We start from the raw sequence: 14,178 nt of genomic DNA, 5'->3' as shown, positions 1-14,178 counted from the left end.
CCAATTTAAATTGATCTGACTTTTTATTTTGCTAAGTCACTCAATAAGAAATAAATTCACAAACAAACCTAACAAATGTTGGATTTTTAAGATTTAAATTCATGATTTTTAAAAATTTTTTATCAAAAAAATGAGTAAAAACGCTTTTCAAACTGATTCATTTTATGTTTATATAACGCTTAAAGAATGTAAAACAACAACTAGCAACAAAATCGGACAGGGAGTCCAAAATGACGAAAAAAGCATTCTGGTGCATGGTCGTACCTATTGTTTTTGCATCTACAACTATTTATGCAGAATCATCATTTTTTAATCTGGATGAAACTGAAGGGTTTAAACGATATTCAATTTCAGTCGGACCATTACATGTTATGCCTCAAGGTAAAGCCAAGGCACCTAAAATTCGTACAGCAGTAAAAAATGGTGAAGTTGCAAAAAATGGTGATATTACACTTTCTACAGTTTTTGAGAACTTAGATCCTGATAAAGAAAAAGAAAATCAAAGTATGCAAGCGCTTTTGAAGATCGTTGATGCTTTTAGTGATACTTATCCAGCCAGTCAAAGTGGAACTTCAACTGTAAGCGGCATTGAAAGTTGGAGTATGGATGGTTCTGGAATGACTGCAGATGATGTCACAACACTTGGCATCATGATCAATTACCATTTCAACGATAAGATCTCATTTGAGAGTAAAGCTGGGTTCCCCCCAAAAGTAGACATTCAAGGTAAAGGTAAGATTACAGCACCATTTACAGCCGAAGCAAATTCAACACTTTTAGGTATACCTTTACCAACAATCTATCTTAAGAATGATCTGCCAATTACAGATCTTGAGAGTCATGGAAATTCTATTGCGACAGCACGTGCATGGACTCCAATGTGGGAATTGCAGTACCATTTTGGACAGACTGGGATCAATAAATTTAGACCCTATGTTGGGCTTGGACTTATGGTCGCATACTTCAATGAATTAGAATTGAATCCAAGTCTTGAAAAAGACCTAATTGATTCAGGTCACATGATTGCCAATATGAAAAATGGACGCGGTGGCGATGCATTAATTAAAGGTAAAAAAAGTACAGCAAATCCTAAGGTTAAACTTGAGTCCGAATTGAGTTTTGCGCCAATAGCCACGCTTGGGTTTACTTACGACTTCAATCAGAACTGGTTTGCAGTTGCATCTATTAGTTATGCACATCTAACAGGTAAAACCACAATTGAAGTCAACGATGATAAACTCGGAACATTATTTTCATCGGAAGTTGATTTAGAAGTAAATCCTATCATTGGTTATGCTGGTGTAGGCTATCGCTTCTAAAACACTTGAGGCATATTGAAGTCACACCCCAATATGCCCAACCCATCACAAATAAAGAAAAAATAAGACAATTAATACACACTTTAAAATCCAACTTATATCATATTTTTCAATAATTTAACAATTGTAAATTAGGATAATAAATTTGATTTCAAGTGAACAAACTGCTTTGCATTTAGATGATTTAATGAATATAAAATGAACTAAAAATTGGACATGGAGTCCTTCAAACAATGAAGAAGTTTTTAGTTCCTACATTATTCGCAAGTTCATTCTTATCTACTCTGAGTTATGCGGAGTCAGGATATTTCAGCCTTTCTGATGAGGGTTTTAAGCGCTTTTCAATTTCAGTGGGTGCATTACACGTAATGCCACAAGGTAAGGCCCAACCTTTTAATGTAAAAACAGTCATAAATGACAATTATGAATCAAAAGTTGGGGACATTAATGCTTCCACGGTAATCGATAACCTTGACCCAGATCGTAAACCAAATTATTTAGTAGAAGGTATTGTTAAATTAATTTCTGCTTTTCAAGGCAATGTCTCAGGGGCTATTAGTGGAAAATCCTATATTAATGGATTAGCTGAATGGGATAATCCGAATACTGGCTTGGAGGCTGATAAAGTTACAACAGTTGGCATCATGAGCAGTTATCACTTTACAGATAATTTATCTGTGGAAATAAAAGGTGGAATTCCACCTAAAGTGGATATTAAAGGTATTGGAAATATTAAAGCCCCATTCTCAGCTACTGCAGCACCCTTAGGTGGAATTGCGGGGAACTTAGACCTCAAAAATAATATTCATATTACTAATCTAGAACAATCTTCAAAAGCTGCTGAAGCTAGAGCATGGACCCCTGCTTTTGAATTACAATATCGTTTTGGTGAAACCGGAATTAATAAATTCCGCCCTTACGTTGGCGTTGGATTAATGTACGCTTATTTTAATGAGCTAAAAATGGATCCAGGTATCGAAAAAGATTTAGTCGCCGCTGGGCATATGATCCAAAATATTATTAATCAAAATGCTGGTGCAGCACTTGATAAGAAAGATACCAATGGAAAAATGAAAGTTAATTTAGAAGCAACTGATGTTTTTGCGCCTATAGCAACAGTTGGATTCACCTACGACTTTAATGATACATGGTATGCAGTAGCATCTATTAGTTACGCCCACTTGCAGAATGAAACGAAGATCACAGTCGTCAATGAAAATACTGGACAAGAGTTGATCAACTCAAAAGCTGATATCGAGATTAACCCGATATTAGGCTATGCTGGGGTTGGCATGCGTTTCTAACGCATAGAGTAAGAAAAGAGGCAATTGCCTCTTTTTTTGTAATCAAACAAAAACCAAACATAATTGGCAAATTATTACTACAATGTGTCTAAAAATAAATTTGATAATAAAAATACAAAAATAATCACTCTTAATTTACAGTTTTGGACATGGAGTTCCATAATGAAAAAAAAACTAGCTTACTTAGTTGCATCTATCAGTGCGTTAAGTTTTCCAGTCTTCAGTTATGCAGATTCACCTTATTTTAGTTTAAAAGATGGCGACGGCTTTAAACGTTTTTCTGTGTCAGTGGGTGCATTACATGTAATGCCTCAGGGTAAAGCTCAACCAATTAATATTAACACTGCTGTAGCTGAGGGTGAAAAAACGAAGGTTGGAAATGTGCAAGTCGATTCTGTATTGAATGCCATTGACGATAGCGTTCCTGGAACTGCAATTAAAAAGCAATTACTCGAAACTGCTGTAGCTGCAGATGTTTTAAATCTCATTAGCTACAAAGAAGATGGCAAGACCTATTTACGTGAAAATACCTCTGGTGAAGCAGTAATCAACGGATTAAACAACTGGGAAGCTAAAGGCACTGGACTTGAAGCAGATGATGTCACAACACTCGGAATCATGACCAACTATTTTTTCACCGACAATATTTCATTTGAAGTGAAAGCTGGAATTCCACCTAAAGTCGACATTCAGGGGAAAGGACAAATTTATGCTCCACTTTCAGGCATCGCTACCCCGACAGGGATTGGTGCAATTCTAAACGATTTGCCTTTAAAAGATGACATCTTCATTACTGATTTATCAGGTCATGGTAAGGTTGCAGAAGCTCGTGCATGGACGCCAGCATTCGAATTCCAATATCATTTTGGCAAAACAGGCGTAAATAAATTTAGACCATATGTAGGACTTGGTTTGATGTATGCATACTTCAATGAATTGGAAATGAACTCCAACCTTGAAGCTGATCTAGTCGCTGCAGGTCATAAAATTGCGAACATCAAATTAGGTGAAGCAGGGAAAGCACTTGATGGAATTGAAAGTACTGCGAATCCTAAAGTTAAACTCGAAGCTAAAGATGCTTTCGCCCCTGTAGCTACTGCCGGTTTTACTTATGATTTCAACGATCGTTGGTTTGCAGTCGGGTCAATTTCCTATGCGCATCTCAAAGGTGAAACAACAATTACAGTAAACGATGCTGAACTTGGTGAATTAATCAATGCAAAATCAGATATCGAAATTAATCCGATTCTGGGATATGCCGGTATTGGTTATCGATTCTAATTTCCATCAGTCTTCATAAAGCGGCCAAGTGCCGCTTTATTCATTCTAATAACTAAATTTTATTGATTGATAAATTTTTATTCTGTCGTCATGATGCTACTGATCTTTTAAAATTACAAAAAATGCTAAGCGGATTGACCATGTCAGAAACCAAATTTTCAAAACCCCTCATCTTTATGCTCATTGGGAGTGCTTTTATTTTGGCACTCTCCTTAGGTGTCAGACATGGATTTGGCTTGTATTTAGTTCCAATGAGTCATGAGTTTAATTGGAATCATCAAGTTTTTAGTTTAGCAATTGCCTTTCAAAATTTATTATGGGGTGCTGTTCAACCCTTTACTGGAGCGCTAGCAGATAAATATGGGAGTAAAAAAGTCGTTGCTGTAGGTGGCGCTTTATACGCGATAGGACTTGTGATGATGGCATTTAGCTCAACAGGGCTTCTCATCAATCTCAGTCTAGGTTTAATCATTGGTTTGGCTTTATCAGCTACTTCATTCTCTGTTTTGCTCTCTGCTGTCGGACGTGCAGCGCACCCAAGTCGACGTAGTATGGCTATGGGTATTGCCAGCGCAGCAGGCTCTTTTGGGCAATTTATTATGTTGCCAACCACACTTTTACTCTTACAAAATTTTGGTTGGTCATCGGCGCTACTCATCACAGCGATTTTAATTGCATTAATTGTACCCTTGGCTTGGATGCTAAAAGCTCCAATGTATCAAGCGCCTCAAACAGTTGATACGATTGCTAAACCTTCTTTAAGTTTTAAACAAATACTCATAGTTGCCAAAAACCACAAACCTTTTATCTGGTTGGCATTAGGATTTTTAGTTTGTGGATTTCAGGTCGTATTTTTGGGCATTCATTTGCCGGGTTATTTAACTGACCATGGTTTTAGCACCACCACTGGTACTATGTTTTTAGCCTTGGTTGGGCTATTTAATATTGTTGGAACTTACACTGCTGGTTGGCTGGGTGATAAATATTCCAAACCTAAATTGCTCATGTGGTTATATGGACTACGTGGCATCGCCATCATTTTATTCCTCGCATTGCCACTCTCGATCTTTACGATTTATAGTTTTGCCATCATTATGGGGTTGTTATGGTTATCAACAGTTCCCCTTACCAATGGTATTGTTGCTAATATGTTTGGGGTTAAGTATCTCACCATGCTAAGTGGAATTGTATTTTTTACTCACCAAGTCGGTTCATTTTTTGGAGGATGGTTGGGTGGCTTAAATCATGATATGACAGGCAATTACAATATTATTTGGATGATGTGTATTGCGCTCAGTATCTTCGGTGTATTGATTCATTTATTTGTTAATGAGGAGAATGTCGTCAATGACTAATCGCTTCAATCTGCTCAACATCAGCATATTCATCGGAGTCATCCTTCTGCTTAGTCTATCAATTGCTTTGTGGATGAACACTCCTGATTTATTTACATATTTTAACCAAGCTTTTTGCGCACATTAATTTATATAATTTTATGGTTTTGACAGCTCAGTTTTTTAAATTCCTCAATCAAATAATCTAATAAACATCTCACGGCAGGCATCATGCCTTGTCGTGATGTATAGGCAACATGAATAACGCCACGTGGTAACTCCCATTCAGGGACTAATTCTACAAGAGTGCCTTGATTAAGCTCTTCATAAACAAACACTCTAGGTAATGATGCTATTCCAACACTATTCAACACTGCAGATTTCATGGCAGCAAAATTATCAGTTTTGAGTCTTGGAAAGAATTCTACTTCTTGAAACTGATTAACTGTGTCAAATTTGGATTGAAATCTCCAAATCGATTTTGGGACATGAAAACCTATACTCGGAAGTTGTGCAAGGTTATCCAAATGGATAGGCTCATGAATCTGTTGAATTAATTCAGGCGTTGCCACTAACACATGTTGCCAAGCATCAAGCTCTCGTACAATCAAGTCGCTATCTTCAAGTGGTAAATTTCTCACCCTAACAGCCAAATCAATCCCCTCTTCTATGAGATCAATTTTACGATTTGTTGCGACCAGATGAACTTGAACACGTGGGTAATGTTGCATGAATTTAGCAATCATATTCCCCAACGGAAACTCAACCAAACCAATTGGGCACGAGATTCGAATTAAACCTGAAGGCTCGCTCGACAAACTTTGCTCTACAAAATTTTCTGCCGCCTCCACTTGATCCAAAATCTTAATACAATATTCAAAAAATTCTTGACCAACTGCGGTTACGGCAAACTTTCGTGTATTTCGTTGCAATAATCTTACGTGTAAACGGTTTTCTAAATCTGAAATATGACGAGATAACTTAGATTTTGTAATACCTAAAGCTTCACTTGCTTTAGTAAAACCTTGATATTTAACGACCTGCACAAAATAGTAGTAATCATTTAAATTTTGCATAATTGTTTCATTTTTGGAATTATCTGTTGAGAGAATCGCCCTGTAATCTCATCAATATACCTCAATATCATGATTAGAACGATATATAGAGGAATACAAAATGACACACGTTCAGAAAGTTTATACCAGCGATCGAAGCACATGGGTGGGTGATGGTTTTCCAACAAACTCCATGTTACCCATGCATGAAATAGGAAATCATACTAGCCCGTTCTTGGTAATGGGTTATACAGGTCAATATCGATTTTCTCCAAGTCATCACCAACGCGGTGTTGGTTTACACCCTCACCGTGGCTTTGAAACGGTGACGATTGTCTATGACGGCGAATTAGAGCATCGTGACTCAAAAGGCAATCATGGCAAAATTGGTCCAAACGAAGTGCAATGGATGACCGCAGGTAAAGGTATTTTGCATGAAGAACACCATTCAGAAGCTTTTGCAACAACTGGCGGAGTTCTGGATATGGTTCAACTTTGGGTAAATCTACCACAGCATGCAAAGATGACTGAGCCAAGATATCAGGAATTGACTGAGCAAAATATTCCTGAAGTTTTATCTCACGATGAGCAAACCAAGATTCGTGTTATTGCTGGTCAATATCAAATTGGCTCAACTGTTTATCAAGGCCCAGCTCAAACATTTAGCAACATGAATGTTTATGACATTAGACTTAATCATGGAGCACACCTTCCATTAAATCTTATGCCAAACTGGAATCATCTGATTTTCATCCTTGATGGAGAAGTTGAGATTGATGGTCAGATCTATACAGCCATGCAAACGCTTTATCTTGATCCAAAATCAACAGAGGTCGAAATATTTGCTCATCGTAAGGCGAAAATTCTTTGCTTAAGTGGTGAACCATTGAATGAACCCATTGTTGCCCACGGTCCTTTCGTCATGAATACTCAGGAAGAAATTGTGCAAGCATTTGATGATTTCAGAAATGGAAATTTTGCTTAATTTAACATCCACAAGCCTTATCATTTTCAAGATAAGGCTTACCCTCATCACTCTTCATTCATTTCAAATACCTGTCATAATCCCCTATTAGACTTAGTTCAAAAACAACATACGATTACAAAATGAAATCAGATACTTTTCCTAAAGTTAGCTTATCAACACTTTTTTTTATTTTTCTAAAATTAGGATGTATTTCATTTGGTGGTCCTGCAGCGCATTTGGTGTTATTTCATCGCACTTTTGTTGATCAACTCAAGTGGTTAAGCTCTCATGAATATGGACAATTGGTCGCATTAGCACAATTGTTGCCAGGTCCGACAAGTAGTCAAGTGGGATTATCGATAGGATATTTATCCAAAGGATATTGGGGGGGCTTTATTGCTTGGTTAGGATTTACATTACCTGCCTTCATTCTAATGACTTCATTTGCTATTTTTGGTCAATATTTTTTTTCCGATATACCTCTTGAACTGTTTCACGTCATCCATTTGATTGTATTAGCCGTCGTCATTTGGGCTTTTTTACAAATGTTCAAAAGCTTCTGTACTGAAATTTGGCAGTATGTCCTGATGCTGAGTTCTGCTTTTTTTATTTATTTTGCGCAGTGGAGCTATAGTCAAATTTTCTTAATTTTAGTGGCTGGATTCATTGGCTTAGCATTTACAAAAAAAGGAAAATCTCAGCCATCACCGCACATCAAAACAACTCAGGCATATCAAAAGTATCATTATCTCTGGCTCATCCTGTTTATAGCTTTATTTATTATTTTTCCTGCGCTGCAATTTATCTATTCATCAAGCTTGCTTAGCAATCTAGAAAGCTTTTATCACACTGCTTCAATGGTTTTTGGAGGCGGTCATATCATCCTGCCACTCATGTATGAAGATTTTGTGCTTACTCAACACATCACTGCGGAACAATTTGACTTAGGCTATGCATTTGCTCAACTTATTCCAGGCCCTTTATTTAGCTTTGCAGGATACGTTGGCACATATTTAGGATTTACCGCATCGCCTTTACTTAACGCTGCGATTGCAACCAGTATAATTTTCCTGCCCTCATTTCTGCTTATTTTCGGCACGCTCCCTTACTGGTCAAAATGGGTCAAAAACAAAAAGATTGCAGCAGCCGTCGCTGCTATTAATGCAGCGGTCATCGGATTATTACTCTGTTTAATTGCTCAAATGGCTGAAAAACATCTACATTCGATTTATGATTTTATTTTTATCGGCATTGTCATTCTTTTACTGAGATCAAAAATCCCTGTCATCATCTCTTTATTAGCGAGCTTTGTTAGCTATGGAGCTTTATTGTATTTTGTGATTTAAAGATCAAACTTAAATGCAAAAATAAAAAAACTCGCAAGCCTGAACTTGCGAGTTTTTATCATCAAGTCGCCTTAGAATAAACGATTCATCCCGTTTAACGTTGCTACACGATAAGCTTCAGCCATCGTTGGGTAGTTAAACGTTGTCTCAACAAAATACTTGATGGTGTTGTTCGGGCTATTCATCACGGCTTGACCAATATGGATAATTTCAGAAGCATTATTACCGAAGCAATGCACACCTAAAATTTCTAAGGTTTCGCGATGGAATAAAATCTTTAACTCACCCACTGTATCACCCGTGATTTGTGCACGAGCGAGGTGACGGAAAGACGCCTGACCAACTTCATAAGGAATTTTTTCTTCAGTTAATTCCTGCTCAGTTTTACCAATTGATGAAATCTCTGGAATGGTATAAATACCAGTAGGGATATCAACCACGGGTTGGATACCTTGTTCACCGCTCATAATCGCGCCAGCACAACGACCTTGGTCATATGCAGCTGAAGCTAGAGACGGCCAACCAATCACATCACCCGCAGCATAAATGTTTTCAACTTCAGTTTGATACTGCTCGTTCACTGATAGTTGTCCACGGCTGTTTGGTTTGATACCAACATTTTCCAAGCCAAGACCATCTGTATTACCAGATCGACCATTACACCATAGAATTGCATCAGCTTTAATTTTCTTGCCACTTTCAAGATGCAACACCACATGATCATCAAATGTTTCTAAGTGATCAATCTGCTCATTGTGACGAATCAATACACCTTGTTCACGTAAGTGATATGACAATGCATCAGCAATTTCGTCATCTAAATAGCTCAGTAATTTATGCTGAGTATTAATCAAATCAACTTTGTGATCTAAGCCAATAAAGATAGATGCATATTCACAGCCAATGACACCAGCGCCATAAATAATGATTTTTTGAATTGAAAAATCTAGATCTAAGATTTTGTCAGAATCAAACACACGTGGGTGATTGAAATCTAAAATTGAAGGACGATATGGACGACTACCTGTCGCAATCACCAACTGTTTAAAAATAATCGTTTCTTTCACACCTTCAGGCGTGAAAATCACCACCGTATTTTGATCTTGGATATAAGCACGACCGTGGAAAATATCAATGCGGTTGCGGTCGTAAAAACGCGAGTGTGTATCTACTTGCTGTTGGATCACTTTATGCGCATTACGAAGCACTTGCTTCATGGTGAATTGTTTCCAATCACCCACTTTTTGGAACATTGGATCACGTTGATAACGGATAATGCTAGAAACCGTTTGACGTAAAGCTTTACTTGGAATAGTTCCTACATGAGTACAGTTACCACCAAGTTGTTCACGCATATCAACTACTGCAACGCGCTTGCCTGATTTGGCAAGTTTCATTGCCGCACCTTCACCAGCAGGGCCTGAACCTAAAACGACTGCATCATATTTGACAAAGGTTCCACTCACGACCTCTTTCTTACGCGGCATTCAATGCTCCTATACAATTATCTCTTCATTTATCTAACTTATATTATGACTGAAAATGCGCACATTTGCTGTATTTCAATACCATATATTGCTTGATAGCCACATTTATTTTATGAATATCGTTTTTGCCCAATTTATGCATAAATTCGCTATAATAAGAGACCTATTTTTAATATTTCCTCCCGTCACACATTAGTGGAATCGTTGAATATGTCAGAAAACCGTAAACCAGTACAGGGTGAAAAACTTCGTGGCGCTGAGAAAGTTGCACGTATTCCTGTAAAAGTGATTCCTACGGTTGAAGCACCTCGTAAACCAGACTGGATTCGCGTCAAAATGGCTGCACCAGAAGAGGTTCAACGCATTAAATCAACTTTACGTGAACAAAAATTACATACAGTGTGTGAAGAAGCTGCATGTCCAAATCTTCCTGAATGTTTTGGTGGTGGTACAGCAACTTTCATGATTATGGGTGACATTTGTACACGTCGTTGCCCATTTTGTGATGTGGCACATGGTCGTCCGAATGCATTAGACCCAGATGAACCGCGCCACATGGCTGAGACAATTGCAAACTTAGGTTTGAAATACGCTGTTATAACATCTGTAGACCGTGATGATCTACTCGATGGTGGAGCGCAACACTTTGTTGATTGTATTAAAGAAGCGCGTGCTTTAAGTCCTAATACATTATTGGAAATTTTAGTACCTGATTTCCGTGGTCGTATGGATGTTGCATTACGCATCATGACGGAATGTCCTCCAGATGTGTTTAACCACAACATTGAAACCGTACCACGTTTATACAAAGCAATGCGTCCAGGTTCAGACTATCAACATTCCTTAAACCTTCTTAAAATGTTTAAAGAATACTGCCCAGATATTCCAACTAAATGTGGCTTGATGGTAGGTATTGGCGAAACTGAAGAAGAAGTTCTCGCACTTCTTGATGACCTTAAAGCACACGATGTTGACTACGTAACGATTGGTCAATATTTACAACCATCAAAAGAACATGCACCAATTGATCGCTTCGTCACACCTGAAGAGTTCGAACGCTATACAGCACATGGGCAAAAATTAGGCTTTAAAAATATTTGGGCTGCACCAATGGTACGTTCAAGTTATTTTGCTGATCGTCAATACTATGGCGAACCAGTACCAGCAGTTCGTCGTAAAGCTGATCCTGCAAAGAAAATTACTGTTCAAACAATCGAAGCATAATTCTTCTTACTTTAAAGCCCTCGTATGAGGGCTTTTTTGTTTGTGGTTTTTATAATTCTCAATTACTTATTGACACATTTCTTATCTCTCTTCAGCTTGAATTTTGAATATTTTTCAAACAATCTTATCCAATATAAGTATTAATATGCGTCCGTTTTAGAACTCAACGCTTTCGTTTCACATTTCATGATCCAATATCTCTGTAGATCTGATGTTTGTGCTTTGATTAAATTTACTGTGGGTATTGGCTCCATGACCAAATCATAAATGGAGCAGTTCATAATGTTTTTTATACTCAGTTTAATTATTTTATTTATAACACTCTGGGCTATTTTTTATTTCGAATTCTCAAGAACTTCTGGGGCTATCACACTCACAGTCGTATCTATTTTAGTCGCGTTGATCAGCCCTTGGTCGCTGATACTCGGTATTCCTTTTATCCTAATTTCATTGATTGTCAGTATTGATGCGTTAAGGATGAAATTTATTACACAACCTGCCTATAAAGCTCTAGCCAATGCAATGCCAACAATGAGTAGTACTGAGCGTGAAGCATTGGATGCAGGAACCAGTTGGTGGGAAAAAGAATTATTTATGGGGGCACCAGACTGGAAGAAATTTGATCAGTATCCGTACCCCACGCTGTCTGAAGAAGAACAATCATTTATCGATCATGAAGTCGAACAGCTCTGCCAGATGCTGGATGAATGGGATATTCACCATCATCGTAAAGACCTCCCTGAAGAAGTCTGGTCATTTATTAAATCCAAAGGTTTTCTGGGTTTAATTATCCCTAAAGAATACGGCGGTAAACAATTCAGCTCATTTGCGCAAAGCCGTATCATGAGTAAGATTGCCTCGCGCTCACTTACCACTGCTGTCAGTTGTATGGTGCCTAACTCTTTAGGTCCAGGAGAATTACTCTTACACTACGGTACTGAAGATCAAAAGAGTCGTTATTTACCAGGTTTAGCAAAAGGTGAAGAAATTCCATGTTTTGGTTTAACAAGCCCTGAAGCAGGTTCAGATGCAGGTGCAATTCCTGACACAGGTGTGGTTTGTTATGGTCAATTTGAAGGACAAGAAGTTCTTGGCCTAAAAATGAATTTTTCCAAACGTTGGATTACACTTGCCCCTGTTGCTACGGTGGTCGGTTTAGCTTTCAAATTATATGACCTTGAAGGTTTACTAGGTGATAAAAACAAAACTGAATACGGAATCACATGTGCCCTATTACCAGCTGATCATGAAGGTGTGATTGTAGGAGCACGCCATAATCCAGGTTCGCCATTTATGAATGGTACCGTGGATGGTAAAGATGTCTTCATTCCGCTGGATTGGATTATTGGTGGTGTAGAAAATGCAGGTAAAGGCTGGCGTATGCTGATGGAATGTCTGGCAGTTGGCCGCGGTATTTCTCTTCCAGCACTATCAACAGCTGCAGGTGAAATGTGTTATTTAAATGTCGGCGCCTTTGCTCGTGTCCGTCAACAATTCAAAATTTCAGTCGGTAAATTCGAAGGTGTTCAAGAGGTTTCAAGTGATATCGCTAGCGATACCTATATGCTCGAAGCTTTCCGTTACTTAGTCACTTGTGGCCTAAACCAAGGGGGTAAGCCCGCAGTTATGACCGCAATGGCAAAATACTACGCAACTGAGACCATGCGTAAGATTGTTAATCATAGTATGGACATTGTGGGCGGCCGTGCTATCCAAATGGGTCCTCGTAACTTCTTGGCGCTCATGTACCAAGCGATCCCTGTTTCGATTACTGTTGAGGGTGCCAATATTCTGAGTCGTTCACTGATGATTTTTGGTCAAGGTTCGATGCGTTGTCATCCCTATTTATTTGAAGAATTACAACTTTTACAAGCCGAAAATAAAGATGCAGCATTAAAAGAGTTTAATGACATTCTTTATAAGCATTTGGGTTATACATTTAATCGAACCGCTAAATCATTTGCTTATGGTTTTATAGGCGGATCAACAGAAGGCTCAGTAAAGGCTGATGATTTCAGTAGCCCTTACTACAAAACCATTAATCGTTTGAGTGCTAATTTTGCCTTAGTCGCAGATATGTGCTTAGGCCTCCTTGCAGGTGATATCAAACGCAAAGAAATGCTGTCTGGACGATTAGCAGATATGCATTCACACTTATTTATTGCGACTGCAATTCTTAAATTTTATGAAAATGGTCAACGTACTGAAGCTGAACAACTGCATGCTAAACTCGCACTTGAGAAAGCATTATATGCATCTCAAGAAGCGTTCTATGGTCTGTTTGATAACTTCCCTGTAAAAATTGCCGCAAGTTTAGTCAAACTTATTTGTTTCCCTTTTGGTCGTCCTATTACTCAACCATCGGATGCCTTGAAACTTAAATTAGGTGAACTAATTCTTCAGGAAAATGCTTTCCGCGATGAATTAAAAAAACATGTCTTCTATAGCACTGATCCCGATGATGTCAATGGACGCATGGAGTCTACATTCCAAATGTTGCTTCAAATTGAGGATTTATGGAATAAGTTTAAAAAGGCTGAATCCAAAGGCCAATTTACAGGTCTGACTTTCGAAGAGCATATTGAATCTGCTCTTAAGGAGAATTTCATCACTCAAGCTGAAGCTGATCAGTTGCTTACGTATAACGCTAAACGTTTTGACAGTATGTTGACTGATGTTTTCGATACTGAACTTAATCAAAGTTTAGAACTTGAGAACCCTCACGCTCAGGCGCTGTCACACTCTACACAACACTAGTCACTCAATTGCTTCTGAAAAAACGATCCTAAAGGGTCGTTTTTTATTTTTTATCCCACTTTTTATATTTCATTCCACTATGGTGTTATAGAAAACAACATCAA

10 protein-coding genes are annotated in these 14,178 nt (G+C 38.1%); 8 read left to right on the top strand and 2 right to left on the bottom strand.

Annotated elements, in window-relative coordinates; all coding sequences use genetic code 11:
• The first annotated feature begins 230 nt into the window (after positions 1–230).
• The 4 genes from CL42_RS04725 (at position 231) to CL42_RS04710 (ending at position 5,259) form a co-directional block, all read left to right on the top strand.
• A complete protein-coding gene (locus tag CL42_RS04725) occupies positions 231–1,319 on the top strand; it encodes an OmpW/AlkL family protein (RefSeq protein ID WP_081403241.1) in 1,089 nt (362 codons plus the stop codon).
• A 233-nt stretch (positions 1,320–1,552) separates the two neighbouring features.
• Entirely contained in the window at positions 1,553–2,623 is a 1,071-nt protein-coding gene (locus CL42_RS04720) for an OmpW/AlkL family protein (RefSeq protein ID WP_035265681.1), read from the top strand.
• Positions 2,624–2,785: 162 nt separating this feature from the next.
• Positions 2,786–3,904, top strand: coding sequence for an OmpW/AlkL family protein (locus CL42_RS04715; RefSeq protein WP_035265678.1), 1,119 nt, complete (start codon positions 2,786–2,788; stop codon positions 3,902–3,904).
• 140 nt (positions 3,905–4,044) lie between these two features.
• A complete protein-coding gene (locus CL42_RS04710) occupies positions 4,045–5,259 on the top strand; it encodes an MFS transporter (protein ID WP_035265749.1) in 1,215 nt (404 codons plus the stop codon).
• 128 nt (positions 5,260–5,387) lie between these two features.
• Here CL42_RS04710 and CL42_RS04705 read toward each other — a convergent pair whose 3' ends face one another.
• Positions 5,388–6,314: a LysR substrate-binding domain-containing protein gene (locus tag CL42_RS04705; RefSeq protein ID WP_035265677.1), complete on the bottom strand. Its 927-nt coding sequence runs from the start codon at positions 6,312–6,314 to the stop codon at positions 5,388–5,390.
• A gap of 100 nt (positions 6,315–6,414) precedes the next feature.
• Here CL42_RS04705 and CL42_RS04700 point away from each other — a divergent pair, with 100 nt between their 5' ends.
• Both CL42_RS04700 and chrA read left to right on the top strand, forming a co-directional pair.
• Positions 6,415–7,278: a pirin family protein gene (locus tag CL42_RS04700; protein WP_035265676.1), complete on the top strand. Its 864-nt coding sequence runs from the start codon at positions 6,415–6,417 to the stop codon at positions 7,276–7,278.
• A gap of 122 nt (positions 7,279–7,400) precedes the next feature.
• Positions 7,401–8,606, top strand: coding sequence for a chromate efflux transporter (gene chrA, locus CL42_RS04695; RefSeq protein ID WP_035265675.1), 1,206 nt, complete (start codon positions 7,401–7,403; stop codon positions 8,604–8,606).
• A 71-nt stretch (positions 8,607–8,677) separates the two neighbouring features.
• Here chrA and sthA read toward each other — a convergent pair whose 3' ends face one another.
• Positions 8,678–10,093: a Si-specific NAD(P)(+) transhydrogenase gene (gene sthA, locus CL42_RS04690; RefSeq protein WP_035265673.1), complete on the bottom strand. Its 1,416-nt coding sequence runs from the start codon at positions 10,091–10,093 to the stop codon at positions 8,678–8,680.
• Positions 10,094–10,303: 210 nt separating this feature from the next.
• On the opposite strand from sthA, the gene lipA reads away from it, so the two are divergent.
• Together lipA and CL42_RS04680 are read left to right on the top strand one after the other, a co-directional pair.
• Positions 10,304–11,317 (top strand): lipoyl synthase, encoded by a 1,014-nt coding sequence (gene lipA, locus CL42_RS04685; protein ID WP_035265671.1) that lies wholly within the window; start codon positions 10,304–10,306, stop codon positions 11,315–11,317.
• Positions 11,318–11,599: 282 nt separating this feature from the next.
• Positions 11,600–14,074: an acyl-CoA dehydrogenase gene (locus CL42_RS04680; protein WP_035265669.1), complete on the top strand. Its 2,475-nt coding sequence runs from the start codon at positions 11,600–11,602 to the stop codon at positions 14,072–14,074.
• The last annotated feature ends 104 nt before the right edge of the window (positions 14,075–14,178 follow it).

The sequence above is a fragment of the Acinetobacter sp. Ver3 genome, assembly GCF_000632455.1.
Taxonomy (GTDB): domain Bacteria; phylum Pseudomonadota; class Gammaproteobacteria; order Pseudomonadales; family Moraxellaceae; genus Acinetobacter.
Note: the sequence above shows the minus strand (reverse complement) of the source record. Positions and strands in the feature narration are given on the sequence as shown.